Below are 25,155 nucleotides of genomic sequence, written 5' to 3' on the forward strand. Positions count from 1 at the left end.
TCTCTAGCAATACCCCCGTCTTTCAGAAGGGTCTAGCCTGACGGCTCCCACGATTTGAGGAGCCCGACATGGCCTCAACGTCCATCCATCCGAATTCGCTCGAGCGGTGCAGACGTGCCGGCCGCGGCGGTGCCGACGATCTGGCCATCCTGCTTGTTTTCTCCTGCGTCGGACTGTTAATCGATTTGCTGAAGTTGCCGATGCAGGGCGCGACGTCCTCGATCCCCCTCCGCTTTGCCTTGATTGCGGTCGCTGCTCCCGTCGCAGCGTCGGTCGCGCTGTGGTTGGCCGACCGCACCGAGGCGAGCGCCTCCTGATGATGCGAAGGACATGATGGCCGGCCTCGACCCCAAGGAATTGCTCGAGCTTGCGCTGCTGCTGATCGCGGTCGGCGCGCTGTCCGGCTTTCTTGCCGGGCTGTTCGGCATCGGCGGCGGCGCGATCCTGGTGCCGGTGTTCTATGAATGCTTTCGCCTCGCCGGCGTGCCGCTCGAAGTGCGGATGCCGCTGTGCATCGGCACCTCGCTCGCGATCATCATCCCGACCTCGCTGAGCTCGTTCCGTGCGCATTATCGCCGCGGCGCAGTCGACATGGCGATCCTGAAGCGCTGGTGGCTGCCGATCGTGATCGGCGTCGCCGCCGGCAGCGTCACCGCGCGCTTCGCGCCAGAGCGGCTGTTCAAGATCGTGTTCGTGATGGTGGCGTGGTCGGCAGCCGCACGATTGCTGCTGGCGCGCGAGACCTGGAAGTTCGGCGACGACGTGCCGAAGGGCTTTTTGATGCGCGTCTACGGCTTTTTCGTCGGCCTGCTGTCGACGCTGATGGGCATCGGCGGCGGCCTGTTCGCCAATCTGCTGATGACCTTCTACGGCCGGCCGATCCATCAGGCGGTCGCGACCTCGTCGGCGCTCGCGGTGCTGATCTCGATCCCCGGCGCGCTGGGCTACGTCTATGCCGGATGGCCCGCAGCCGCGCGCTTTCCCGACGTCGCGGCGCTGCAACTGCCGTTCGCGCTCGGCTACGTCTCGCTGATCGGCGCGCTCTTGGTGATGCCGACCACGCTCGTCACCGCGCCGCTCGGTGTCAAGGTCGCGCACGCGCTGTCGAAGCGGGCGCTGGAGGTGGCGTTCGGGGCCTATCTCTTCATTGTCGGCGGGCGGTTCGTGATCAGCCTCGCCGGAGGGCACTGATCGGCTCGTCCTTCAGCCGTACTTCGCTGTGACCCCACCGTCGGAGGTCTCCGACACCCTCGATCCGATCGGCGTGGGACAGGAATCGCAAGCGTGCTCCGATCATTTCAGGAGCTATTGGCAATTTCAGTTTCTCGCAGTCTGCCATCGCGATCCCTATAATCCTCGCGACCTTTTGCCGTCGCGGTGTCAGGGCCGACATGATGACGTCGTCGAGCGCAGCTTCCGTAGCGCCACGGGGGAGACGCACGTCACTCCACTTCAGTTCGGAGGTCGGGGGAGGCAGTTCTTCGTGAAGCTCCAGCTTCATCAGGTCGCGAAACTGTTCGTAGAGCGGTAGCATCACCTGCCATTCCAGCTCGAGCAGGAGGTCATAAAGCGGGCCATCCAATTCAAGCCGCTCCTGCTTTCCGAGCTCCGCAATCGCGATTCGAGCCTTCTTCATCGCCTCGTGCGCGATGACGAGTTGATCGTTAATCTGGATAGCCTGCTCCCGCTCCATCTACCCCTCACGACGTTCTTGCGGCTTCATCCCTTCGCGTAGATATTCTTATACGTATCGCGCAAAATATTCTTCTGCACCTTGCCCATCGCGTTGCGCGGCAGTTCGTCGACGACGAAGACGCGCTTCGGCATCTTGAACTTCGCCAGTCGTCCGTCGAGCGCCTTCAGCACCGAGGCCTCGCTGACATCGGCGCCCTTGCTGCAGACCAGGACGGCGGTCACGCCTTCGCCGAAATCGGCATGCGGCACGCCGATCACGGCGGACTCGATCACGCCGGGCATGGCGTCGATCTCGCTCTCGATCTCCTTCGGGTAGACGTTGAAGCCGCCGGAGATCACGAGATCCTTGCCGCGCCCGAGGATGTGGACGTAGCCCTTGTCATCGATCTTGCCGAGGTCGCCGGTGATGAAGAAGCCGTCGCCGCGGAATTCGGCCTTGGTCTTCTCCGGCATCCGCCAGTAGCCCTGGAACACGTTCGGGCCCTTGACCTCGATCATGCCGATGGTCTCGCGCGCAAGCTCCTTGCCGGTCTCGGGATCGGTGACCCGCACCGAGACGCCGGGCAGCGCGAAGCCGACCGCGCCGGGCACGCGATCGCCGTCATAGGGGTTCGAGGTGTTCATGTTGGTCTCGGTCATGCCGTAGCGCTCGAGCACGGCATGCCCAGTGCGTGCCGACCATTCGCGGTGGGTGTCGGCGAGCAGCGGCGCCGAGCCCGAGATGAACAGCCGCATGTGCCTGGTGGCGTCCTTGTTCAGGCCGGGATTCTGCAGCAGGCGGGTATAGAAGGTCGGCACGCCCATCATCACGGTGGCGCGGGCCATCAGCTTGATGATCACATCCGGATCGAACTTCGGCAGGAAGATCATCGAGGCGCGCGCGAACAGCGTCACGTTGCTCGCCACGAACAGGCCGTGGGTATGATAGATCGGCAGCGCGTGGATCAGCACATCCTTGTCGGTGAAGCGCCAGTAGTCGACCAGCGAGTACGAGTTCGAGGCCAGATTGTCGTGCGACAGCATCGCTCCCTTGGAGCGGCCGGTGGTGCCCGACGTGTAGAGGATCGCGGCGAGATCATTATTGCCGCGAGGCACCGTGACGAATTCCGTCGCCGCCTTGTCGGCGGCCTCGGTCAGCGAACCCTTGCCGCTGACACCGAGCGTCTCGACCTTGGCGCCCACCTTGGCGGCGATCGCCTTGATGCCGTCCTGCTTGGAAGGATCGCAGACCACCAGCGCCGGCTCGGCGTCGGTGATGAAGTATTCGAGCTCGTTCAGCGTATAGGCGGTGTTGAGCGGCAGGTAGACGCCGCCGGCGCGCACGGTGGCGAGATACAGCACCAGGGCCGAAACCGACTTCTCGGTCTGCGCCGCGACGCGGTCGCCCGGCTTGACGCCGCGCTCAACCAGCACGTTCGCCATCTGGCCTGCGCGCGCGATCAGATCGCCATAGGAGATGCGGCTGCCGTCGAGCTGCTCGATCGCGAGCCGGCCGGGGTCGTCGAGGCCGTCGAACAGGCGGGAAAACAGATTGGCGTTGGTGGTCGTGTTCATGCAAAGATTCCCCGAGGGGCGAAGGGCCGGAAGATTTCGGCTGGATTAGCAAAAACGCCCTTCAGAAAGCAACGGAGACAGTTTGCATGACAAACAATGGGAAACGCGTGGCCTGGGTCACCGGCGGCGGCACCGGAATCGGCGAATCCGGGGCGGAATTCCTGGCTGCGGACGGCTGGACGGTGGTGGTCTCCGGCCGCCGCAGGGAAGAGCTCGACCGCGTGGTGGCCAACATCACGAAAAAGGGCGGCAATGCCGAGGCGATCCCGCTCGATGTCAGCAACAAGGCCGATGTCAACAGGGCCGCCGAGGCGATCGTCGCCAGGCACGGCCGCATCGACCTCCTGGTCAACAGCGCCGGCATCAACGTGCCGAAGCGCAGCTGGGCCGACATGGAACTGGAAGGCTGGGACAAGCTCGTCGAGATCAATCTCAACGGCGTGCTCTACTGCATGCGCGCGGTGCTGCCGACGATGCGCAAGCAGCAGGACGGCTGCATCATCAACGTCGCCTCCTGGGCCGGCCGCCACGTCTCGAAGATGCCGGGCCCGGCCTACACCACGACCAAGCACGCAGTGCTGGCGCTGACCCATTCCTTCAACATGGACGAATGCGTCAACGGCCTGCGCGCCTGCTGCCTGTCGCCGGGCGAGGTCGCGACCCCGATCCTGAAGCAGCGGCCGGTGGTGCCGAGCGAAGCCGAGCAGGCCAAGATGCTGCAGCCCGAGGATTGCGGCCGCACCATCGCCTTCGTCGCCAGCATGCCGGCACGGGTCTGTATGAACGAGATCCTGATCAGCCCGACCCACAACCGCGGCTTCATCCAGACACCGGCGAACCGGGATTAGAACAGCTCTCACAACGGGTCGTCCCTGCCAAAGCATGGACCCATAACCGCCGACGTTCGTTGCTAGCATGGGCTGGAGCCACAGCTTTCGCAAAACGACCATTCGTGGTTATGGGTCCCGGCTCGCGCTTCGCTTGGTCGGGACGACAGCGTGCCATTAATCCGCAACGGGGCTACGGGTCCATCTTCTCCTTCCCCCTGAAAGGGGGAAGGCCGGGATGGGGGTCAGCCGCAGGCGATGCCGTATGCGGAGAGCGCTGATCCCCACCCGCTTTGCTCTGCGAGCAAAGCGACCTCCCCTTTTCAAGGGGAGGTTGGAGCTCCGTAGCCCGGATTACGCTGCGCTTCATCCGGGCTGCAAACGACGAGTCCCGCGCGACTCACTCGATGATCTCGTTCAATTCCTTGCCGGTATGCTCCGGCACGAACAGGAACACGCCGATCGCCATCGCGATCATCAGCACGGGGATGCAGAGGAACGACAGCGCGAACGAGCCGGTGTGCTGCTGGAGCGCGATCGAGACGAAGGGAAACAGCACGAAGCCGACGAAATAGGCGATCGCCCAGACCACGCCGTTGGCGGCGCCGCGGATCCGGGTCGGGAAGATCTCCGCGGTCAGCGTCGTGCTCGGCCCCCAGAAGCCGAGGAAGCCGAGACACCAGGCGAGCCCGAACGCCCACAGCAGTACGCGGTCCTCGGAATAGACCCAGAGCGTCATGAAGATCGCGCCCTCGATCAGGGTGATGATGAAGGTGCGGCGGCGACCGATCTTGTCGATCAGCCAGCCGACCAGACACAAGCCAAGGAAGCCGCACAGCCCGTAGAACACGTAGAACAGGCTGTATTCGGCGGTCGACCAGTGCTTCTCGGTCGACAGATACAGCGGCATCCAGGCGCCGACCGTGCCGTAGATGCAGGTCGAGGCGCAGGCGACGAACAGCGCGACAAGTGTGGCGGGCAGCACGTCGGGCATGAACACCTGGCGGATGCCGACCGACTTGGCCTTGCCGAACCAGGCGCTGTCCTCGGCGCTGACCGTGCCGCCGCGCGCCAGCGTCTCCGAGATGCGCCGCTTGCGGTCCTGCGCGCGCACCCAATAGGGCGATTCCGGGCAGGTGGAGCGGATATAGATCGCAAGCAGCGCGATCACGCCGGGCACCATCACGGCGATGCGCCAGCCAAAATTGGCGGCCACGAGCCCGGTGATCGCACCGGCGAGCGTGGCGCCGAGGCACCAGGCCGAGCGGGTGATGCTGATGACGCGGCCGCGGAGCCGGGCCGGCCACGTCTCCGCCACCAGCATCGAGCCGAGCGACCATTCGCCGTTGAGCGCGAAGAACAATAGCGAGCGCGCGATCACGAACACCGCGAAGGTCGGCGACATCGCCGCGACCGGCATCAGGAGCGAGAACAGCGCGATATTGACGGCGAGCAGCGTGCGGCGACCGTAGCGGTCGGCGAGCCATGGCCAGAAGTAAAGCCCCGCGATGCCGATGAACAGCGCGATCTGCATGCCGGAGCGATACTCCGGCAGGCTCAGCGAAAATTCCTTGATCACCATCGGCGAGATCAGCGCGAAGATCACGCCGTCCATGCCGTCGAAGCCCCAGCCGAGCGCGTTGGCGGTCGCGATGTGCCAATGCGTTTTCGTGATCTCGGTTGTGTCCGCAACCGCGCGGTAGTTGGCGTATTGCAGGTGCTTCTGCTCGAGCGGACCGATGTCGATGCTTGCATCGTTCACCGCAGGTGCGGCGTGGCCGTCAGCCGTGATGCTGCTCATGATGCCTCCCCGCGGCCGCTTTCTGCGAAGCCGTGCCGCAACCTCAAGCTGAACCAATCAGCTAGCTGCGGCAAGCAAATTGCTCGCGGCAGCGCACGCGTCCATTCCGCTGAATGGAATGCCTGGCGGGCTGCACGCGGCATCGCGTGTACGCAGCGCGCGCCGGCCGGTTTCAACAATCACAAAGAATTATTTCCGGAAACCGTCCGGAAAACCTGCCGTAGCTCGGCCAACGACGACGCATTCATCAACCAGCACGCGCCGTTGTTGCCCCTTCAACGCCGGCGAAGTCTCGCCGGTCGGCCTACTCATCGGGAGACGAAACCATGTCGAAGCGTATTGCCTATCTCACCGCCGCCGCCTTCAGCGCGCTCGCGATCACGGCCACTGTCGTGGCGCCGGTCCGCGCCGAGGAAAAGACCGTGATGGTCGGTGGCGCCGCGATGTTCCCGTCGAAGAACATCGTGCAGAACGCCGTCAATTCGAAGGATCACACCACGCTCGTCGCCGCGGTGAAGGCCGCGGGCCTGGTCAGCACGCTGGAAGGCAAGGGCCCGTTCACGGTGTTCGCGCCGACCAACGCCGCGTTCGGCAAGCTGCCGGCCGGAACCGTCGACAGCCTCGTCAAGCCCGAGAACAAGGCGACGCTGACCAAGATCCTCACCTACCATGTGGTGCCGGGCAAGCTCGAGGCCTCCGACCTCACCGACGGCAAGAAGCTGAAGACCGCCGAGGGCGAGGAACTGACCGTGAAGAAGCAGGACGGCAAGGTCTGGATCGTCGATGCCAAGGGCGGCAGCTCGATGGTGACGATCTCCAACGTCAACCAGTCGAACGGCGTCATCCATGTGGTCGACACCGTGCTGATGCCGGCGACGTGACACCTGGCGGCCTGATTTAGTCCCTCAAGGGACCCGCGACATAGCGAGCCGGCGCCGCGCCCCGGCTCGCATTTTTGTGACCATTTGAAGCAGCCTATATCAAACTGATAACGCGAGACCCCGTAACGGAACGCCGGTTCCGGGCGTATAAGCCGGTAACGACCACGAGCAGAGATATCCCATGACGAGCCTTGCCGTCAGCGACCACCAGGCCGAGACCGCGGCGCCCGCGAAGGCGATCCAGCCGGTCTGGGTGCGCATGGTGCACTGGATCAACGCCTTCGCGATGATCCTGATGATCATGTCCGGCTGGCAGATCTACAACGCCTCGCCGCTGTTTGGCTTCACCTTCTCGCGGAGCATCACGCTCGGCGGCTGGCTCGGCGGTGCGCTGCTCTGGCACTTCGCCGCGATGTGGCTGTTGATGGTCAACGGCCTGGTCTATCTGGCGCTGGGTTTCGCCACCGGCCGGTTCCGCAAGAAGCTGCTGCCGGTCACCCCCGGCGGCGTGATTGCCGACACCAAGGCGGCGCTGACCTTCAAGCTGTCGCATGACGACCTCAGCAAATACAATTCGGTGCAGAAACTGCTCTATGCCGGCATCATCATCGTCGGCGTCGTCATCGTGCTGTCCGGCCTGTCGATGTGGAAGCCGGTGCAGTTGCACTGGCTGGTGTCGCTGTTCGGCGGCTACGATTTCGCCCGTTATGTTCACTTCACCTGCATGGCGCTGATCGTCGCCTTCCTGGTGATCCATGTCGCGCTCGCGCTGCTGGTGCCGAAGAGCCTGCGCGCCATGATCATCGGACGCTAGGGAGGTAGTCATGGGTCGTCTCCGCAAGCTCCTGATCCCCGGTGTCGACAAGACGCTGCTCGTGCGCGATGCGGTGAAGACGATGCCGGAGCTGACGCGCCGCCGCTTCATCACGGCGGGCACCAGCCTCGGCGCGCTGACGCTGCTCACCGGCTGCGACGTGGTCGATTCGTCGTCGGCCGAGGAGATGCTGAAGCAGGTCTCGAAGTTCAACGACGCGGTGCAGGCCTGGATGTTCAATCCGGATGCGCTGGCGCCGACCTTCCCCGAGAGCATGATCACCAAGCCGTTCCCGTTCAACGCCTATTACGATCTCGACGACGCGCCTGAGATCGCAGGCGCCGACTGGAAGCTCGAAGTGCGCGGGCTGGTCGACAACAAGAAGTCGTGGACGCTCGACGAATTGTACAAGCTGCCGCAGGTCAAGCAGGTGACGCGCCATATCTGCGTCGAGGGCTGGAGCGCGATCGGCAGTTGGACCGGCACGCCCTTGCGCGATTTCCTCAAGCTGGTCGGCGCCGACACCCGCGCCAAATATGTCTGGTTCCAGTGCGCCGACAAGGACGGCTATAACTCGCCGCTCGACATGCGCTCGGCGCTGCACCCGCAGACCCAGATGACGTTCAAATTCGCCGACGAGATCCTGCCGCGCGCCTACGGCTTTCCGATGAAGATCCGGGTGCCGACCAAGCTCGGCTTCAAGAACCCGAAATACGTGCTCTCGATGGAAGTCACCAACGACTACAAGGGCGGCTACTGGGAAGACCAGGGCTACAATTCGTTCAGCGGGAGCTAACTTGCTGTCGTCCCGGCGAAGGCCGGGACCCATACTCCGCAGCCGAGGGAATAGGCAGGCTGGGAGACGCTCCCTTACATCCCCCAACCAGCTGTGGTTATGGGTCCCGGCCCTCGCCGGGACGACGCTGGGAGGGGACCTTCCTCTGAAACGCCGACAGCAGCGCGCCGAGCGCGAGCATCGCGGCCGAGACGTTCAACGCAAATGACAGGCTGCCGACCGCATCGGTGATGGCGCCGACCACGATCGGTCCGAGCGTCTGGCCGATGCCGAAGGCGATGGTCATCGCCGCGATCGCGGTCGGCCAGAATTGCGGCGGGTAGTTGAAGCGCACGAAGGCGGTGGTCGAGCCGACCACGGCGAAGAAGGCGACGCCGAACACCAGCGCCGAGATCGCAAGCAGCAGCGGCGAATGCCCGAAGATCGGCAGAGCCGCGCCGAGCGCGTTGACGCCGAGGATGATGGTGGTGGCGAGCCCGCCGCGGTCGAGCGCCAGCACGCGCCCCCAGATCCAGGGCGTGACGAATGCGCTGACGCCGATCAGGCTCCAGAACGCGCTCTGTGCAGCCGCGCCGCCGCCGCCGTCGCGGACATAGGCGATCATGAAGGTCATGTAGGCGATGTAGCCGGCACCGAACAGGAAATAGGCGGCGAGGTAGATCAGGACCGGCATCACGGCGAATTGGGTCCGCACGATGCCGCCGGCGGCGGCGTTGGCGTGGAGCGGCGCCAGCATCAGCGGCACGGTCATGATCGCGGAAAGCAGCGTCATCGCCCACCACACGATCCACCACGAGCCGGCGCCGAAACCCTGCAGCACGAAGGGCGCGATCAAGCCGGATGCGAGGATGCCGACGCCCGGCCCGGCATAGAACAGGCTGAGCAGGAAGTTCGCGCGTTCGGGTCGCGATTGCGCGATGGTCGCCGCGAGCGCGCCGCCGCCGACGAAGCCGATCGCGGCGGCGAAGCCGACCAGCAGGCGGGCAAAACTCAGCACCACGAAATTGCCCGAGAGGGCGCAAAGCGCCAGCGACAGCGCGCAGGCCAGCGTCGACCAGCGCACCGATGCGGCAAGCCCGAAGCGTTCAATCAGGCGCGAGGCGAGCAGCGCGCCGGCCAGATAGCCGGCGGCATTGATCGTGTTCATGAAGCCGGCGGCCGAATACGACCAGGCCAGCGAGTCGCGCATGTCGGGCAGCACCAGCGAATAGGCAAACCGGCCGATGCCGAGACCGACGGTCGGTGCGAGCGACAGAATAAGGATCAGCCGCGCGGGATGCGGGTAGGACGGGGCGGGGGCTCTCACAATTCACTCCGGCAATGCCCGCATTGTGACAGGCCGCGGCGGCGCTGCCCAGCGCCGATGCCCGCAACACTGTCTTGCGTATCAGGCAATCAGGCGATCAGGACCAGCGCGACGCCGATCACGGTCAGCAGGGTGCCGCCGACGATCCGCGCGGTGATCTCGACATGCTTGAGCATCATCGCGCTCATCACCACGGTGACCAGCGGATAGATCGCGGCGAGCGGCGCCACCAGCGTGATCGGGCCGTTGCGGACCGCGGCGAACAGGCTGAGCGCGCTGAGCCCGTTGCTGATCCCGGTCAGCGCGAACCAGAATCGGCCCTCGCGCGGCGCCTGCACCATGAAGCTGCCCTTGCGGACCCGTTGCACGGTCAGCACCACCAGCGAGGACATGACATAGCCGACCAGGCAGGCCCATAGCGGGCTCGGCCAGATCGCAAGGCCGAGCTTGGCGATCGGCGGCACGATGCCGCGCACCAGCGCGCTCGCGAGCGGCAGCAGCAGGGCCCAGCTGCGCCAATGGCCGAGGTCGCGCGGCCTCGTCACGGTGATGATGGCGGCGCCCGCGACCGCGACGACGAGCCCGATGAGCTGCTGCGGCAGCAAGGGCTCGTGCAGCAGCATCACGGCGGCGGTGACCGCAAACAGCGGCGCCAGATTGCCCAGGGTCGAGGTGATGACCGGTCCCAGCGCCCGGTTCGACGCAAAGGTCAGGAGCGTCAGCGAGGCGGGGAAGAACAGCCCGATCGCCATGAAGATCGGCAGGGCGCGCCAGACCACCGGCTCGCCATGCAGGATCAGCGGCGATAGCAGCAGGAACAACAGGGTGAAAGAGGGCACGCTGATCGCGGCGCCCGACAGCGGCTCGACGGTGCGCAGGCCGAGCTGCGCCAGCACCACCCCGGCGCCGAGGAAAATCGCCGAGGCGAAGGCGTAGACGATGGCTGCGGTCATGAGGTCCGTCTTGTTGGCTTCTTGTTAGCTTCTTGGGGCGCGGGTTGCTCGTTGGGGCCATTCTGGGCCGATCCGGGGTGCCTTGCCAATCCGGCTCCGGCGTTTTAGCACTCCGGCCGGATTTCCCCGCTCGTCATGCCCGGGCTCGACCCGGGCATCCATCCATCTTCAGAGAGGCCTTTCGAAGCGGGATGGATTGCCGGGGCATCTGTGCGAGGACGCGCTTCGCGCTCTTGCCCGGCAACGACAACAACGATTAGCTCGAGGTAACATCATGGCGACCCATAAACTGCTGCTTCTCCCCGGCGACGGCATCGGCCCCGAAGTGATGGCCGAGGTGCAACGCGTGATCGACTGGCTGAATGCGCAGGGCATCGCGAAGTTCGAGACCGAGCAGGGCCTGGTCGGCGGCTCCGCCTATGACGCCCACAAGGTGTCGATCTCCGAGGGCGACATGGCCAAGGCGACGGCGGCGGACGCCGTGATCTTCGGCGCGGTCGGCGGCCCGAAGTGGGACAGCGTGCCCTATGAGGTCCGTCCCGAGGCGGGCCTGCTGCGGCTGCGCAAGGATCTCGGCCTGTTCGCCAATCTGCGCCCGGCGGTGTGCTACCCGGCGCTCGCCGAGGCCTCGAGCCTGAAGCGCGACGTGGTCGAGGGTCTCGACATCATGATCGTCCGCGAGCTCACCGGTGGCGTCTATTTCGGCGAACCGAAGACCATCACCGATCTCGGCAACGGTCAGAAGCGCGCGGTCGACACCCAGGTCTACGACACCTACGAGATCGAGCGCATCGGCCGCGTCGCCTTCGACCTGGCGCGTAAGCGCAAGAACAAGGTGACGTCGATGGAGAAGCGCAACGTCATGAAGTCGGGCGTGCTCTGGAACGAGGTCATGACCCAGGTCCATGCGCGCGAATACAAGGACGTCACGCTCGAGCACCAACTCGCGGATTCCGGCGGCATGAACCTCGTCAAGGCGCCGAAGCAGTTCGACGTCATCGTGACAGACAATCTGTTCGGCGACATGCTGTCCGACATCGCGGCGATGCTGACCGGCTCGCTCGGCATGCTGCCGTCGGCCTCGCTCGGCGAAGTCGACTCGAAGACGAAGAAGCGGCGCTCGCTGTTCGAGCCGGTGCACGGCTCGGCGCCCGATATCGCAGGCCGAGGCCTCGCCAACCCGATCGCGATGATCTCGTCGTTCGGCATGGCGCTGCGCTATTCCTTCGACATGGGCGAGCTCGCCGACAAGGTCGATGCCGCGATCGCGGCCGTGCTCGCCAGCGGCTTGCGCACCGCCGACATCAAGTCGGAAGGCACCACGCCGGCCACCACGAGCCAGATGGGCGAGGCGATCCTGAAGGAATTGCAGAAGCTGCACGCGTAAGGCTCGCGGCAACGACAATGCGGCAACGAACAATGGTGTCGTCCCGGCGAAGGCCGGGACCCATACGCCGCGGCTTCTCAATCTGAAGCGACTGGCAGACGAGCGTCATAACCAACAGCAGTGGTTATGGGTCCCGGCCTTCGCCGGGACGACGCAGGACGTTGAACATCAGTAAGCTGGGCAAAGCGAAAGCGCGCCCACCCTACACTTTGATCCAAACAAAAATGCCCGGCCGAAGCCGGGCATTTTCGTATCGGCTGCTCGCCGAAATTCTCAATACAGCGGGAAATTCCGCGGATAGCCACCGAGATCGGCCGGCGGGCTGAGCGGCTGGCGATCGATCGGGCGATTGTTGTTCTCGCGTGCGAACGTGGGGTAGCCGATCTCCGGCGGATACGCGTAGTCGTTGAACTTGCGGTCGCCCGGCAGCACTTCGGTGCCGGCGTCGAGCCACGAGCGCGTGGTGACGTAAACGCGGGTGCGCGGACCCTGCTGATAGACGCGGTTCGGACCCTGCGCACCGTAATAGCGGCGGCCGTCGCGGTCATACTGCTCCTGCTGCTTGCGCTTGGCCGGGCTCTGCGCGCTGGCCGCGGTCATGCCGAACGCGGTTGCGGTGACGGCAGCCGCGGCAAGCAACACCACGAGCTTGTTCGCGGCAGGGAATTTCAAGGTCATCGCATCCTCGTCATTACGGCCCCATCGGGGCTGGCGCGTCCGCCAAAATCACTCGGAACACATTGTAGCCATGGTGGGGAGGCCGTCACTAGGTCAATTGCGCCACACCGGCTGAGATAATGCGTGTCCAAGCGCAAAAGTTTCATGAAAACCAGTGCCTTGCCACGGTCTCGCCATCAAAGGGCGCCGCGCAGGCGCGGGTTCTCGCTGCCCATGACCCAGTCGGCCGACAGGGCCCGCGCGCCGGAGGTAACGCAGTCGGTGCGCTTGAGCTCGGCATGCGCGAACAGGGCGGCGAGCCGCGGATCGTTGCCCGCGGCCAGCAGGGTCAGGCGGTTCAGCATGCAGACGATCGCGGCGCGCCGGGCCGGCAGACTGGTGCCCTGGCAGGTCCAGCCGGAGATCCGGAGATCAGGCGCGTCGGCCTGCTTGAGGAAGCCGAGGCAGGCGCGGTCGCCGTCCTGCCGCGCCGGGCGCAGCAAGGTGACGCCGCCGAACTTGCTGTCGACGATGCCGGCCGCCTCGAGCTCGCGGACGCCGCTCGGCTCGAGCCGCCCGGCAATCTCGGTGACCGCAGGGCCCATGGCCTCGCCGCCGGGGCGGTAGATTTCCAGCTCGGCGACCGGTGCACCATTGGCATCGGCCCAGCGGAAGACGTCCTTGCGGCCGCCTTCGGAGTGCCGGAAGATCTCATAAGTCTCTGTTTTGTCTCGCAGATCGAGCCGGCTCACGGCAAACGCCGGCGCCAGGCGGCCGGCCGGGCTCCAGCCCACGACGGCAGGGGCCGCCATCGCCGTTGCGTCGGGCAGCTGCTTCCATAGATAGTTGCCGAGGACGACGAACAGCGCGAGCACGGCGACATAGGCGAACAGCCGGGAGAGCGTGGCGTACACCTCGTCGACGAAGCTCGTCAGCGCTGACGGATTTCTCGTATGATGGGACGCGGCCGGATCGGCCCGAAATAAACGCATCAAAACGCTCAAAAGCTACGCAACGTTGTCTTGACGGGGTTTCTCGCATAGAAGCGCTGCCTCTTCCCTTTCCGCAGCTGGCGGGGGAACGGGCATTTTTCGTCGGAGAGTGAACGATGGGTTACAAAGTCGCGGTGGTCGGAGCGACCGGCAATGTCGGGCGCGAAATGCTCAACATTCTCGACGAGCGCAAATTCCCCGCCGACGAGGTCGTCGTGCTGGCCTCGCGCCGCAGCGTCGGCATCGAGGTCTCCTATGGCGACCGCACGCTGAAGGTGAAGGCGCTCGAGCACTATGACTTCTCCGACATCGACATCTGCCTGATGTCGGCCGGTGGTTCGGTCTCCAAGGAATGGTCGCCCAAGATCGGCGCCGCCGGCGCGGTCGTGATCGACAACTCCTCGGCCTGGCGCATGGACCCCGACGTGCCGCTGATCGTGCCCGAGGTCAACGCGGATGCGACCGCCGGCTTCACCAAGAAGAACATCATCGCCAACCCGAACTGCTCCACCGCGCAACTCGTGGTCGCGCTGAAGCCGCTGCACGACAAGGCGACGATCACGCGCGTCGTGGTCTCGACCTATCAATCGGTGTCGGGCGCCGGCAAGGACGCGATGGACGAATTGTTCTCGCAGACCAAGGCCGTCTACACCAATGACGAGCTGGTCAATAAGAAGTTTCCGAAGCGCATCGCCTTCAACATCATTCCGCAGATCGACGTCTTCATGGAAGACGGCTTCACCAAGGAAGAGTGGAAGATGATGGTGGAGACCAAGAAGATCCTTGATCCCAAGATCAAGCTGACCGCGACCTGCGTGCGCGTGCCGGTGTTCGTCAGCCACTCCGAAGCCGTCAACGTCGAGTTCGCCAATCCGATCACGGCGGACGAGGCGCGCAACATCCTGCGCAATGCGCCGGGCTGCCTCGTGATCGACAAGCACGAGCCGGGCGGCTACGTCACGCCCTATGAGGCCGCCGGCGAGGACGCGACCTATATCAGCCGCATCCGCGAGGACGCCACGGTGGAGAACGGCCTGTCGTTCTGGTGCGTGTCGGACAATCTGCGCAAGGGCGCGGCGCTGAATGCCGTGCAGATCGCCGAGGTCCTGATCAACCGCAAGCTGATCACCGCGAAGCAGAAGGCGGCCTAGCAGCGGAAATCGGGAAGCGCGTGCCATGGCCGAAGCGGAAGAACCGGCGACCTACCGGCCCAATCCGACGCTGAAGCGCGTCGAAAGAAGCTTCGAAAGCCTGCTCTTCAACAGCCGCTGGCTGATGGCGCCGTTCTATTTCGGCCTCGTCATCAGCCTCGCGGCATTGCTGCTCAAGTTCTGCATGGAGCTGTGGCACTTCATCCTGCATGTGCCGCAGGCCAAGGAATCCGACATCATCCTCGGCGTGCTCGCCCTGATCGACATCTCGCTGACCGGCAATCTGATCCTGATCGTGGTGTTTTCCGGCTACGAGAACTTCGTCTCGAAGATCGATCCGGAAGGGCACCCGGATTGGCCGGACTGGATGACCAAGGTCGATTTCGGCGGCCTGAAGCAAAAGCTGCTGGCGTCGATCGTCGCGATCTCGGCCATTCAGGTGCTGAAGGCGTTCATGAACATCGATACCGTCTTCGATCCCAGCAAGCTCGCCTGGCTGGTCGGCGTGCACCTGGTGTTCGTGATCTCGGCCTTCATGCTCGCGATCTCCGACCGCTGGGGTAGCGGCCATCACGGCGGGGAGTAGATGCTAGAGCTTCGGTTCTGATTGAATCAGAACCGAAGCTCTAGATTCTTGTCTTGACGCGTTTTCTTCACGCGAACCGGTGTCCACTTCGCTCGAAAACGCTCTACCCGCCTGATTTCAGCTCGTCGCGGACGCTGATGAATTCCTTCGCGACCCGGTCGAGCACGAACAGCGAGCCTTCGGCGACGCCGAAATAGGCGCCGTGCAGCTGCATCTCGCCGCTCTCCACGCGCTCGCGCACGAACGGGAAGGTCATCAGGTTCTCCAGCGAGCGGAACACCGCGGCCTTCTCGATGCGGACGACGAAGTCCTGCATCGTCTCATGCTCGCGTTGCTCGACGACCTCGCCGGGCTTGATGAACATCTGCATCCATTTGCCGATGAAGTCGCCCGGCGTGAGCGGCTTGATCTTGTCGACGAAGGCGCGGATGCCGCCGCACTGGGCGTGGCCCAGCACCACGATGTTCTTCACCTTCAAAACGGTCACGGCGTATTCCAGCGCGGCCGAGACGCCATGGGCGTTGCTGTCGGGCTGATAGACCGGAACCAGGTTCGCGATGTTGCGGACCACGAACAATTCGCCGGGACCGGCGTCGAAGATCACCTCCGGCGAGACGCGGGAGTCGCAGCAGCCGATCACCATGGTCTCGGGAAACTGGCCGCGCTCCGACAGGTCGCGGTAGCGCGACTGTTCGGTCGGCAGCCGCTGGGTCGCGAACGTCCGGTAGCCGTCGATCAAATGCTTCGGAAAGAATTTCATGGCCTCTGGCTAACCACATGCGGGTAACGGGAACAAGACTTTCGGCGTGTGGCCTGAGATGATACGGCAGCGTTGAAGAATGGTTCCGCCCGATGCCCAAACAATGGACACTGGCGGAGCCCAAGCCCCGAGGAGAATGTCGATGACCCGTCCGCGCCGCAGCCTGTTGTTCATGCCGGGATCGAATGCACGGGCGCTGGAAAAGGCCCGGACGCTGGCGGCGGACGGCATTATCCTCGACCTGGAGGATTCCGTGGCTCCCGACGCCAAGGCCACAGCCCGGGAGCAGATCGCCAAGGCGGTCGCGGCCAGGGGCTTTGGCAAGCGCGAGGTCCTGATCCGCATCAACGCGCTCGACACGCCCTGGTGGGTCGACGACATCGGCATGGCCGGCAAGGCGCAGCCCGACGGGATCCTGGTTCCCAAGATTTCGACCGTCGACGATCTCAACGCCGTGGCCGATCGCCTCAGCGACATCAATGCGCCTGCCTCGATCCGGGTCTGGGCGATGATCGAGACCGCGCGCGCGGTGCTCGACGCCGACAAGCTGGCCGCGGCATCGAAGGATTCCGAAACCCGACTCGCCGGCTTCGTGTTCGGGCCGAACGACATTGCGCGCGAAACCCGGATCCGGATGAAGCCGGGCCGCGCGGCGATGATCCCGATGATCACGCATTGCATCCTGGCGACCCGCGCGCACGGGCTCGAGATCCTCGATGGGCCCTACAGCGACATCAGCAATGTCGACGGCTTCGCCGAGGAATGCGCGCAGGGCCGCGATCTCGGCTTCGACGGCAAGACGCTGATCCATCCGAGCCACATCGATGCCTGCAACGCGATCTTCACGCCGCCGGAGGCCGAGGTCGCCGAGGCGCGCAAGATCATTGCCGCCTTCGAGAAGCCGGAGAACGCCTCGCGCGGCGCGATCCAGCTCGACGGCCGCATGGTCGAGCGCCTGCACGCCGAAATGGCCAGGCGCACGATCGCGATCGCCGATGCGATCGCCGCGATGGGGCATTAGCCCAGCGAAGCGTCTTCCCTTCTCCCCCCGTGGGAGAAGGTGGCGCGAAGCGCCGGATGAGGGGTTGTCTCCGCTAAAGCGTTTTCGAGCGAAGCGGATACCGGTTCGCGTGAAGAAAACGCGTCAAAACAAGAATCTAGAGCCCCGTTCCGATTCCATCGGAACGGGAAAAGCTCTAGCGAGATTTATCCGTGCGGAGAGAAGCCCCTCACCCGCACCCGCTTCGCGAGCGCATCCTCTCCCACAAGGGGAGAGGATAAGACCGCGCCTGTATCAGCTGCCAAACCTCTCCGACGCCCATGATATGCCATAGCCGCGACGCGGTCGCATAATTTCTGAATAATAGAAGAGTGCCGCTGATTTGCCCGACGAGTCAAGCTGCCATGTCGAGCGCCGGCAGCCGCCGGCTACTTTGCATGGGGTTGTTTTCGATATTTTGGCGGTGCGCCCCTCCAGGTGAGGGTGATTATCGCGTCCCAAACCTCTCCGCCGCCCACGCGTAGAGGCTGCCGGGGATCGGCGCCTCCTTGCCGCGTCCCTTCGGCGAGATGTGCAGGCCGATGATCCCGGGATCGTTCAGGTACTTCGAAAAATCCGACGGCTCGAAGAACAGTCTCGGCTCGGCGTGCACGGCGTAGAATGATCGCTTCGGCAGCGCGTGCTGCAATTCGCCTGCGCGGCGCGCCAGCGCGGTGAGCGCCGCCGGGCCGTAGATCGCGACGCGGATGTCGGCGAGGCGGCTGGATTTGCCGCGCAGCCGGCGCATCGCAAAGGTCAGGCGGTGGCGCAGCGCCAGCCAGTCCGGGATCAGCTCGTCCTGCTGCATCAGCGCCTCGAACGCGCGCACGATCGGATCATCTTGCGGCAGATACAGCACGGAGTTGCCGAGCTGCCGCGGCCGCTCCCAGGCAAAATAGGGCTTTGCCGGATCGAGCTCGACGCCCTTCAGCAGCAGCACGTCGGCGTCGAGCCAGAGGCCGGCGCGCTGCGCCATCAGCCGCATGCGGAAGAAGTCGCTGAACTGCAGCATGGTCCAGTCGCGCCACGAGCCGTCGGGCTCCGCCGGGCGCAGCTTCTCCGCGAACGAATGCGGCAGTACGGCTTCGGCTTCGGCATTGCCGATACCGTCGGGCAGGCCGGGAATCGGATCGAAGCTGTAGACGGTGACCTTGTGCCCCGCCGCCGCCTGCGAGCGCAGGCAGGTCTGGCGCAGCGCGTCCATCGAGCCGTGCCAGAAGGTGACGATGTCAGGCAGCATGCGCGTCAGCTATCAGCGGGTTGCGGCGAGCGAATTCGGCAAAGAAAAGCCCCGGCGCCTGACGGCACCGGGGCACGATGATGCGCTGAGCCTCAAGCCCAGGCGCGTTCCTTGAGCTTGGTCTCGTAGCTGTCGATCGACGCCTTCTTCTCCATCGTCAGGCCGATGTCGTCGAGGCCGTTGATCAGGCAGTGCTTGCGGAACGGGTCGATCTCGAACTTGACCTTGCCGCCGTCGGGACCGCGGATCTCCTGGTTGGGGAGGTCGATGGTCAGCGTCGCGTTGGCGCCGCGCTCGGCGTCGTCGAACAGCTTGTCGAGGTCCTCCTGCGACACGCGGATCGGCAGGATGCCGTTCTTGAAGCAGTTGTTGTAGAAGATGTCGCCGAACGAGGTCGAGATCACGCAGCGGATGCCGAAATCGAGCAGCGCCCAGGGCGCGTGCTCGCGGCTCGAGCCGCAGCCGAAATTGTCGCCGGCGACCAGCACCTTCGCGTTGCGATAGGCGGGCTGGTTGAGGACGAAATCGGGGTTCTCGCTGCCGTCATCCTTGTAGCGCTGCTCGGAGAAAAGCCCCTTGCCAAGGCCGGTGCGCTTGATGGTCTTGAGGTACTGCTTCGGAATGATCATGTCGGTGTCGACATTGATGATCTTCAGCGGCGCCGCGACGCCTTCCAGCGTGGTGAACTTGTCCATCGGTGCTCTTCCCGGGCAAAAAATAGCGGATATCGGCCGGATGTTTATCGCGAATGTGACAGCGGTAAAAGGGCCATTTCTGCAGGGCTAGCCCGCATCGGCCTCAATCGCCTCCATATCGGCGTCGGAGAGGCCGAAATGGTGCCCGATCTCATGGATCAGCACGTGGCGGACGATGTGGCCGAGGGTCTCGTCGTGCTCCGCCCAGTAATCCAGGATCGGCCGGCGGTACAGCCAGACCAGGTTGGGCAGCCGGGCCACGTCGCTATGGCTCTGCTGCGGCAGGCCGATGCCCTGAAACAGGCCGAGCAGGTCGAACTCGCTCTCGGCCTGCATCTCGTCGAGCACCTCGTCGGTCGGGAAATCGTCGACGCGGATGATCAGGCCCTCGCAGAGGGCCCGGAACGTCTTGGGCAGGCGCTCGAAGACCTCGTGCGCCATGGCCTCCATCTCGGCGAGCGAGGGGGCTTTTTCTGTGGTCCACATGACACTCCTTTAGCGCGAGTGCTGTCGGCGGCGCCAGCGCAGTTGACCTTGGCGGCGCAATGGGAGACCGTGCCGCCCACGAATGGGGCTCAAGAATCGAGCTTGGGTGGGCGTAATGAAACGGATCGTGGCGGCAGCGCTGTTGGCTGTAGCAGTCGGGCTTTCGCTCCCGGCGACAGAGGCGCAGGCACAGAGCGCGGCAGCTGAGGCGCGCGTCGGGCAGGCGGCACCGCTCGTGCGCGAGCGCGTCGTCGAGCGCCGCCGGCTGAAGCGCGTGCCGATCTACCGGTCCCGGCCCGATCATTGGGAACCCGATGTCATCCCGCGCTACAATCCCGGTCCGAACGCCGTCCGCGACTGCACCGCGACTTATGTGCAGGAGCACCGGCCGAGCGGTACCGTGATCACGCCGCGCATGAACTGCTTCTGGCGGCCGGGCTAGAGCATTTTCGGTTCTGATTGAATCAGAACCGAAGCTCTAGCTGGTCGTTTGGACGCGTTTTCTTCACGCGAACCGGCGTCCACTTCGCTCGAAAACGCTATAGTTGCGCGTATGTCGGCGCGTCGCGCCGATCATCGCAACAGCCGCGATCACTCCCATCGATCCATAGACCGCGACCGCCATCAGCATCTGCGTGAGATGGCTTGCAGTGCCCATGGCGCCGCCCGGTCCTTGCGAGGCGAGCGCGACATCAATTGAAATGATGGAACCGCCGAGTGCTGCCGTGCCGAGTGCCAACAATTTGCGCGGGCCTTGTTGTGCCATTGGCGATGTCCTGCGAGAAGCACCTCACAACATGCGACCATAGTCTATGCCGGATTTACGCATCGACACGAAAAATCCTGCGGCTGTGTCGGAACCTGAAGCGCGCTCGCAGCATTCATGATCGTGGCGCAGTTATTCACTTCCCATTCACGTCGTCCGCATTCTGCTTGCGATCTGCGTCGCGGCAACGGGGGTCGATTCGAAAGCTCAAGCGTTTTCCAGCGGAGCCTGTCCCGCACGTGATGCGGGATGGACGTCGGCTCGCGTGACGAAAACGCGTCAAAGCAAGATCTGATCGTTCGTTGCAAGACGTGACTTAAAGGGATCAAGGAGACAATTCATGAAGGCGATGAAGGTTCTGGGACTGGCGGCCGTCGGTGCCGTGTTGGTGTTGGCGGCGCCGGCCGAGCGTGCAAGCGCGATGTCGCTCGCCACGCCGGGCACAGCCGCAACGGTTCAGGACAACGCGAACCAGACGACCACGCAGGTACGCTGGGGCGGGCGCGGCTGGCATCGTGGCTGGCATCGCGGACATCACCGCGGCTGGGGGCATCGTCGCCACTGGCGCCGTTGATCGCGCGGCGTATCAGCGCAGATGAGACACAGGCCCGTGAGCAGCGGGCCTGTTGTCGTTCTCAGCCATCAAACCGGCAGATTCGCCCACGCGAGATGATATCAATCGCAATCTGCAGGAGTTGATCATGATGAGATGGATCGGTGTTGCGGCTGTCGCGTGTGCATTCGCGTTGACAGCGCCGGCATCGGCAACCGCCGCGGCATCAGCCAAGCCGCAGGCCGCGGCACCGCAGCGGCAAGCAGGCAAGGCGACTGATATCAGCGCGCAGCGCCATCATCACCATTACCATCGTCGCCACTATCACCACGGCTACCGGCCGTACTACCGGCCCTATTCCTATGATCGGCCGTACGGCTCCTATTATTACGGGCGGCCCTATTACTATCGGCCGTACCCATATGCCGCGCCGGCGCCATTCACCTTCGGCTTCGGATTCGGCCCGTTCTGGTGATGCGCGCCGTCGCGCGGTGCGCGACATCAGCCGTGCAAAGAGAGCAGCTCCGACCGGAGTTGCTCCGTCCGCCTCAGGGCGCGAAGCCCTTCGCCAGCAGCACAATGCCCTGCGCACCCGCCTTGCGATCCTTCGAGATCTCGACATATTCGGGCGACTCCGACCAGGCGCGGAATGCGGCTTCGTCAGGGAACGACATCAGCACCAGCTTGTCGCGATCCCAGCTGCCCTCGAGCACCGCGGGCTGTTCGTCGGCCGACAGCAGGCGTCCGTTGAACTTCCTGAACACGTCGAAGAAGCGCGCCTGATACCGATCATAGGCGGCGCGATCGGTCATCTTGAGTTGCACGATCACATAGACAGTCACTGATGTTTCTCCCGGACGTTTCGTCGCAGCGTTTTGCGCGTTCATGGCGCATTCAGTCAGTGGTTTCTAGCGTCATGCCGGGAGCGACTGCAATGAACGCAATGAAGCCGGCTGCCATGCAGCGTGGTGCTCATTGCCGTTGTGGGAGGTTCAGAGATGAGGGAGAGCTATTTGCGGCGCGGATTGGTGCGCCGTCTCGGCGTTGCGGCGGCCGCGGTCTTCGCATTGTCGGTCGCTTCGCAGCAGCGCGCCGAAGCGCTGTCGCTGGTGAGCCCGGGCGCCGCGCCCGCAGCAAAGTCTGCGGCCGATGCCATGACGACCCAGGTCCGGCACGGCGGCGGCGGCCACGGCGGAGGTTTTCATGGCGGCGGCTTTCGCGGCGGCGGGCTTCACGGCGGTGGGTTCCGCGGCTTCCATGGTGGCGCCTTCCGCGCCGCTCCGGCGTTCCATGGCTATCGCCATGGCGGCTTCCATCGCCATTATGGCGGTTACCACCGCTTCTATGGCGGCGGTTACCGCTACGGCTATCGGCCCTATTACCGCCGGCACTTCCATCACCGGCGCTTCTTCTACGGATCGTCCTACTATTACCCGGCCTACTATCATCACCGCCGTTGCCGGGTGGTCTGGACCTATTACGGACCGCGCCGGATCTGCCGGCCGTGGTGGCACCACCGCCACTACTGGCGGCCGTACCGGGTCTATTGGTAAAGTCTGAAATGACAGCGGGCGCCTCACGGCGCCCGTCTTGTTAGGTCACTCTCTTTGCGCGCCAGAGCGTGTTCGAGCGAAGTGGACGCCGGTTGGCGTGAAGAAACCGCGTCAAGAAAGAAGCGCTAGTCCCAGTTCTTCAGCTTCCAGGACTTTATCTTCCACGGCGTCAGGTTTTCCATCCGCCATTGCGTCCATCGCTCCGGCGGCCAGTGGCTGAGGCGCGAGGTTTCCTTCACCTCGGGAAGCGGATCGATGATGCGCGCTACTGCACGACGGCGCTTCTGGCGCGTCGCGTCGCTGATCATGTCGACGAATTCGGGTTTATCGGCCACGGCACGCGCTCCTTGCGAAGGCTCGTTTTCGCAAGGAGGTAGTGTGCGTGCGCCCCGTTAACGAGCCGTTTCCGAAACGGCTCGAGCTTGAGACGAAACCTGCGCGTACCTTACCGCCAGTCGCGGACGTCGACAAAGTGTCCGGCGATCGCGGCGGCCGCGGCCATCGCGGGCGACACCAGATGGGTGCGGCCCTTGAAGCCCTGGCGGCCCTCGAAGTTGCGGTTCGAGGTCGAGGCGCAACGCTCTTCCGGCTTCAGCTTGTCCGGGTTCATCGCAAGGCACATCGAACAGCCCGGCTCGCGCCAGTCGAAGCCGGCCGCAATGAAGATCTTGTCGAGGCCTTCGGCTTCCGCCTGCTCCTTCACGATGCCCGAGCCCGGCACGATCATCGCGTTGACGTTGGCGTTGACGGTCTTGCCCTCGGCGATCTTCGCGGCGGCACGCAGATCCTCGATGCGGCCGTTGGTGCAGGAGCCGATGAAGACGCGGTCGAGCTTGATGTCGGTGATCTTCGTGCCGGCGGACAGGCCCATATATTTCAGCGCGCGATGCTTGGAGATGCGCTTGGCCTCATCGGCGATCTTGTCGGGATCGGGCACGAAGCCGGTCACCGAGATGACGTCCTCAGGGCTCGTGCCCCAGGTGACGATCGGCGGCAGCTTGGCCGCATCGAGCCGGATTTCGTGGTCGAAATGCGCGCCCTCGTCGGAGCGCAGCGTCTCCCAGTAGCGCATCGCGGCGTCCCAGGCGGCGCCCTTGGGCGCCTTCGGGCGGCCGCGCAGGAAGTCGAACGCCTTCTGGTCGGGCGCAACCAGGCCGGCGCGCGCGCCGCCTTCGATCGACATGTTGCAGACCGTCATGCGGCCTTCCATCGAGAGCGCACGGATCGCCTCGCCGGCATATTCCAGCACGTAGCCGGTGCCGCCGGCGGTGCCGATCTCGCCGATGATCGCCAGGATGATGTCCTTGCCGGTCACGCCTTCGGGCAATTTGCCGTCGACGATCGCGCGCATGTTCTTGGCCTTCTTCTGGATCAGCGTTTGCGTCGCCAGCACATGCTCGACCTCGGAGGTGCCGATGCCGTGCGCGAGCGCGCCGAACGCGCCATGCGTCGAGGTGTGACTGTCACCGCAGACGATGGTGGTGCCGGGCAGCGTAAAACCCTGCTCCGGGCCGATGACGTGGACGATGCCCTGGCGCTTGTCGAACTCGTTGTAATACTCGATGCCGAATTCCTTGGCGTTCTCCGCCATCACCCGCATCTGCTCGATGCTTTCAGGGTCGGGGTTCGGCTTCGAGCGGTCGGTGGTCGGGATGTTGTGGTCGACGACGGCGAGCGTCTTCTCGGGCGCGTGCACCTTGCGGCCGGCGGCGCGCAGCCCTTCGAACGCCTGCGGCGAGGTCACTTCGTGCACCAGGTGGCGATCGATATAGAGCAGGCAGGTGCCGTCGTCGGCCTCGTGGACCAGATGGTCGTTCCAGATCTTGTCGTACAGCGTGGTCGGTTTGGACATGAGCTTCAGCTCCAGAAGAAATTCAGTGGTGGAATGGCATGAGCGCGTCTTAAGCGCGCGGACAGGCGAAAGCGTCCAGGCAGCGTTACGCTGAGCGTCTAAGCTCTGATGTTGCCGACGTCGCAAAGCGCCCGAAGAAGCGGCCGGGCAGCCGCGAGCGATCGTCGATCACGACGCGCTTGCAGGTCTGACTTGGACAGCGCTGGCTTGCTTGATCCGGAACCATTCTAAATTTCTAACACAGGGCTCGCGCCCGCGACAATCGATCCATGCGCGGGCCTGCACGTCAGATAGGTATGCCGCAACAAAAAAGCGCGGGGCAGGCCCCGCGCTTTCGGTCACATCCGGTTGTCGTTTGACGCGTTTTCTTGACGCGAACCGGTCCCCACTTCGCTCGAAAACGCTACGAGGGAAAAATTACTCGCCGACGGCGGTCTGACGGTCCTGCTTCTCGACGATGCGGGCCGACTTGCCGCGCAGATTGCGCAGATAATAAAGCTTGGCGCGACGAACCTTGCCGCGACGCACGACCTTGATCGAGTCGATCATCGGCGACATCACCGGGAAGACGCGCTCGACGCCCTCGCCATAGGAGATCTTGCGCACGGTGAAGCTCTCGTTGAGGCCCTGGCCGGAACGACCGATGCAAACGCCCTCATAGGCCTGCACGCGGGTACGCTCGCCTTCGACGACCTTCACGTTGACGATGACGGTGTCGCCGGGTCCGAATTCCGGGATATCCTTGGTGGCGGCGAGCTTGTCGAACTGCTCTTTTTCGAGCTGCTGAATAAGGTTCATTGAAATCTCCATC

General features: G+C 64.3%; 30 protein-coding genes. 14 read left to right on the plus strand and 16 right to left on the minus strand.

Going from position 1 to position 25,155, the window contains the following annotated elements:
- The first annotated feature begins 68 nt into the window (after window positions 1-68).
- On the plus strand, window positions 69-317 hold the full coding sequence (locus tag AC1VNY_RS29370; protein ID WP_482407797.1) for a hypothetical protein: 249 nt from the start codon (window positions 69-71) through the stop codon (window positions 315-317).
- A 13-nt stretch (window positions 318-330) separates the two neighbouring features.
- Window positions 331-1,191, plus strand: a complete 861-nt coding sequence (locus AC1VNY_RS29375) for a sulfite exporter TauE/SafE family protein (protein WP_482407798.1) — start codon at window positions 331-333, stop codon at window positions 1,189-1,191.
- Here the strand turns inward: AC1VNY_RS29375 and AC1VNY_RS29380 are convergent.
- Together AC1VNY_RS29380 and AC1VNY_RS29385 are read right to left on the minus strand one after the other, a co-directional pair.
- Entirely contained in the window at window positions 1,169-1,693 is a 525-nt protein-coding gene (locus tag AC1VNY_RS29380; RefSeq protein ID WP_482407799.1) for a hypothetical protein, read from the minus strand. The genes AC1VNY_RS29375 and AC1VNY_RS29380 overlap by 23 nt on opposite strands.
- A 26-nt stretch (window positions 1,694-1,719) precedes the next feature.
- Window positions 1,720-3,249: a malonate--CoA ligase gene (locus tag AC1VNY_RS29385; protein ID WP_482407800.1), complete on the minus strand. Its 1,530-nt coding sequence runs from the start codon at window positions 3,247-3,249 to the stop codon at window positions 1,720-1,722.
- An 86-nt stretch (window positions 3,250-3,335) separates the two neighbouring features.
- On the opposite strand from AC1VNY_RS29385, the gene AC1VNY_RS29390 reads away from it, so the two are divergent.
- Complete coding sequence (locus AC1VNY_RS29390; RefSeq protein ID WP_482407801.1) at window positions 3,336-4,097, plus strand: SDR family oxidoreductase; 762 nt, start codon at window positions 3,336-3,338, stop codon at window positions 4,095-4,097.
- 379 nt (window positions 4,098-4,476) lie between these two features.
- Here AC1VNY_RS29390 and AC1VNY_RS29395 read toward each other — a convergent pair whose 3' ends face one another.
- Window positions 4,477-5,877: an MFS transporter gene (locus tag AC1VNY_RS29395; protein ID WP_411783077.1), complete on the minus strand. Its 1,401-nt coding sequence runs from the start codon at window positions 5,875-5,877 to the stop codon at window positions 4,477-4,479.
- A gap of 326 nt (window positions 5,878-6,203) precedes the next feature.
- Here AC1VNY_RS29395 and AC1VNY_RS29400 point away from each other — a divergent pair, with 326 nt between their 5' ends.
- The 3 genes from AC1VNY_RS29400 to AC1VNY_RS29410 all read left to right on the plus strand — a co-directional run bounded on the left by AC1VNY_RS29400 (window position 6,204) and on the right by AC1VNY_RS29410 (window position 8,368).
- Window positions 6,204-6,758, plus strand: coding sequence for a fasciclin domain-containing protein (locus AC1VNY_RS29400; protein WP_028340862.1), 555 nt, complete (start codon window positions 6,204-6,206; stop codon window positions 6,756-6,758).
- A 181-nt stretch (window positions 6,759-6,939) separates the two neighbouring features.
- Entirely contained in the window at window positions 6,940-7,572 is a 633-nt protein-coding gene (locus AC1VNY_RS29405; RefSeq protein ID WP_482407802.1) for a cytochrome b/b6 domain-containing protein, read from the plus strand.
- A 10-nt stretch (window positions 7,573-7,582) separates the two neighbouring features.
- Entirely contained in the window at window positions 7,583-8,368 is a 786-nt protein-coding gene (locus tag AC1VNY_RS29410; protein WP_482407803.1) for a molybdopterin-binding protein, read from the plus strand.
- Between the two features lie 97 nt (window positions 8,369-8,465).
- Here the strand turns inward: AC1VNY_RS29410 and AC1VNY_RS29415 are convergent, their stop codons facing one another.
- Window positions 8,466-9,674, minus strand: a complete 1,209-nt coding sequence (locus tag AC1VNY_RS29415; RefSeq protein ID WP_482407804.1) for a YbfB/YjiJ family MFS transporter — start codon at window positions 9,672-9,674, stop codon at window positions 8,466-8,468.
- A gap of 89 nt (window positions 9,675-9,763) precedes the next feature.
- Window positions 9,764-10,627 (minus strand): EamA family transporter, encoded by an 864-nt coding sequence (locus tag AC1VNY_RS29420; protein ID WP_482407805.1) that lies wholly within the window; start codon window positions 10,625-10,627, stop codon window positions 9,764-9,766.
- A gap of 274 nt (window positions 10,628-10,901) precedes the next feature.
- Here AC1VNY_RS29420 and leuB point away from each other — a divergent pair, with 274 nt between their 5' ends.
- Entirely contained in the window at window positions 10,902-12,014 is a 1,113-nt protein-coding gene (leuB, locus tag AC1VNY_RS29425; RefSeq protein ID WP_482407806.1) for a 3-isopropylmalate dehydrogenase, read from the plus strand.
- 273 nt (window positions 12,015-12,287) lie between these two features.
- Here leuB and AC1VNY_RS29430 read toward each other — a convergent pair whose 3' ends face one another.
- Together AC1VNY_RS29430 and AC1VNY_RS29435 are read right to left on the minus strand one after the other, a co-directional pair.
- Window positions 12,288-12,692 carry a hypothetical protein gene (locus AC1VNY_RS29430; protein WP_028337879.1) on the minus strand — a complete coding sequence of 135 codons (405 nt, stop codon included), beginning with the start codon at window positions 12,690-12,692 and terminating at the stop codon, window positions 12,288-12,290.
- Between the two features lie 176 nt (window positions 12,693-12,868).
- Entirely contained in the window at window positions 12,869-13,663 is a 795-nt protein-coding gene (locus tag AC1VNY_RS29435) for a hypothetical protein (protein WP_482407807.1), read from the minus strand.
- A gap of 116 nt (window positions 13,664-13,779) precedes the next feature.
- Between AC1VNY_RS29435 and AC1VNY_RS29440 the strand changes: the two genes are divergently transcribed.
- Window positions 13,780-14,814, plus strand: a complete 1,035-nt coding sequence (locus AC1VNY_RS29440) for an aspartate-semialdehyde dehydrogenase (RefSeq protein WP_482407808.1) — start codon at window positions 13,780-13,782, stop codon at window positions 14,812-14,814.
- 25 nt (window positions 14,815-14,839) lie between these two features.
- Entirely contained in the window at window positions 14,840-15,400 is a 561-nt protein-coding gene (locus AC1VNY_RS29445; RefSeq protein ID WP_482407809.1) for a TIGR00645 family protein, read from the plus strand.
- A 103-nt stretch (window positions 15,401-15,503) separates the two neighbouring features.
- On the opposite strand, the gene AC1VNY_RS29450 is transcribed toward AC1VNY_RS29445, so the two are convergent.
- The gene (locus AC1VNY_RS29450; RefSeq protein ID WP_482407810.1) at window positions 15,504-16,160 is read right to left on the minus strand and encodes a carbonic anhydrase; all 657 of its coding nucleotides are present in this window, start codon (window positions 16,158-16,160) and stop codon (window positions 15,504-15,506) included.
- A gap of 142 nt (window positions 16,161-16,302) precedes the next feature.
- Between AC1VNY_RS29450 and AC1VNY_RS29455 the strand changes: the two genes are divergently transcribed.
- Window positions 16,303-17,181 carry an HpcH/HpaI aldolase/citrate lyase family protein gene (locus tag AC1VNY_RS29455; protein WP_482407811.1) on the plus strand — a complete coding sequence of 293 codons (879 nt, stop codon included), beginning with the start codon at window positions 16,303-16,305 and terminating at the stop codon, window positions 17,179-17,181.
- Window positions 17,182-17,647: 466 nt separating this feature from the next.
- On the opposite strand, the gene AC1VNY_RS29460 is transcribed toward AC1VNY_RS29455, so the two are convergent.
- The 3 genes from AC1VNY_RS29460 to AC1VNY_RS29470 all read right to left on the minus strand — a co-directional run bounded on the left by AC1VNY_RS29460 (window position 17,648) and on the right by AC1VNY_RS29470 (window position 19,620).
- The gene (locus AC1VNY_RS29460) at window positions 17,648-18,439 is read right to left on the minus strand and encodes a hypothetical protein (protein ID WP_482407812.1); all 792 of its coding nucleotides are present in this window, start codon (window positions 18,437-18,439) and stop codon (window positions 17,648-17,650) included.
- 92 nt (window positions 18,440-18,531) lie between these two features.
- Window positions 18,532-19,134: a 3-isopropylmalate dehydratase small subunit gene (leuD, locus tag AC1VNY_RS29465; RefSeq protein ID WP_016847636.1), complete on the minus strand. Its 603-nt coding sequence runs from the start codon at window positions 19,132-19,134 to the stop codon at window positions 18,532-18,534.
- Window positions 19,135-19,221: 87 nt separating this feature from the next.
- Window positions 19,222-19,620, minus strand: coding sequence for a metallopeptidase family protein (locus tag AC1VNY_RS29470; RefSeq protein WP_016847635.1), 399 nt, complete (start codon window positions 19,618-19,620; stop codon window positions 19,222-19,224).
- Window positions 19,621-19,735: 115 nt separating this feature from the next.
- On the opposite strand from AC1VNY_RS29470, the gene AC1VNY_RS29475 reads away from it, so the two are divergent.
- Entirely contained in the window at window positions 19,736-20,062 is a 327-nt protein-coding gene (locus AC1VNY_RS29475; protein WP_482407813.1) for a hypothetical protein, read from the plus strand.
- A 63-nt stretch (window positions 20,063-20,125) separates the two neighbouring features.
- Here the strand turns inward: AC1VNY_RS29475 and AC1VNY_RS29480 are convergent, their stop codons facing one another.
- The gene (locus AC1VNY_RS29480; RefSeq protein ID WP_482407814.1) at window positions 20,126-20,386 is read right to left on the minus strand and encodes a hypothetical protein; all 261 of its coding nucleotides are present in this window, start codon (window positions 20,384-20,386) and stop codon (window positions 20,126-20,128) included.
- 340 nt (window positions 20,387-20,726) lie between these two features.
- On the opposite strand from AC1VNY_RS29480, the gene AC1VNY_RS29485 reads away from it, so the two are divergent.
- Both AC1VNY_RS29485 and AC1VNY_RS29490 read left to right on the plus strand, forming a co-directional pair.
- Window positions 20,727-20,960 (plus strand): Slp family lipoprotein, encoded by a 234-nt coding sequence (locus tag AC1VNY_RS29485; protein ID WP_016847632.1) that lies wholly within the window; start codon window positions 20,727-20,729, stop codon window positions 20,958-20,960.
- 127 nt (window positions 20,961-21,087) lie between these two features.
- Window positions 21,088-21,414 carry a hypothetical protein gene (locus tag AC1VNY_RS29490; protein ID WP_482407815.1) on the plus strand — a complete coding sequence of 109 codons (327 nt, stop codon included), beginning with the start codon at window positions 21,088-21,090 and terminating at the stop codon, window positions 21,412-21,414.
- 73 nt (window positions 21,415-21,487) lie between these two features.
- Here the strand turns inward: AC1VNY_RS29490 and AC1VNY_RS29495 are convergent, their stop codons facing one another.
- Window positions 21,488-21,781 carry a DUF1330 domain-containing protein gene (locus tag AC1VNY_RS29495; protein ID WP_038387221.1) on the minus strand — a complete coding sequence of 98 codons (294 nt, stop codon included), beginning with the start codon at window positions 21,779-21,781 and terminating at the stop codon, window positions 21,488-21,490.
- Window positions 21,782-21,937: 156 nt separating this feature from the next.
- On the opposite strand from AC1VNY_RS29495, the gene AC1VNY_RS29500 reads away from it, so the two are divergent.
- Entirely contained in the window at window positions 21,938-22,492 is a 555-nt protein-coding gene (locus AC1VNY_RS29500) for a hypothetical protein (RefSeq protein ID WP_482407816.1), read from the plus strand.
- A 125-nt stretch (window positions 22,493-22,617) separates the two neighbouring features.
- On the opposite strand, the gene AC1VNY_RS29505 is transcribed toward AC1VNY_RS29500, so the two are convergent.
- The 3 genes from AC1VNY_RS29505 to rplS all read right to left on the minus strand — a co-directional run bounded on the left by AC1VNY_RS29505 (window position 22,618) and on the right by rplS (window position 25,142).
- Window positions 22,618-22,827, minus strand: a complete 210-nt coding sequence (locus tag AC1VNY_RS29505) for a hypothetical protein (protein WP_016847629.1) — start codon at window positions 22,825-22,827, stop codon at window positions 22,618-22,620.
- Between the two features lie 110 nt (window positions 22,828-22,937).
- Complete coding sequence (leuC, locus tag AC1VNY_RS29510) at window positions 22,938-24,344, minus strand: 3-isopropylmalate dehydratase large subunit (protein ID WP_038387216.1); 1,407 nt, start codon at window positions 24,342-24,344, stop codon at window positions 22,938-22,940.
- Window positions 24,345-24,761: 417 nt separating this feature from the next.
- A complete protein-coding gene (rplS, locus tag AC1VNY_RS29515) occupies window positions 24,762-25,142 on the minus strand; it encodes a 50S ribosomal protein L19 (RefSeq protein WP_018269387.1) in 381 nt (126 codons plus the stop codon).
- Between the last annotated feature and the right edge of the window lie 13 nt (window positions 25,143-25,155).

It is taken from the genome of Bradyrhizobium ferriligni, from assembly GCF_056837965.1.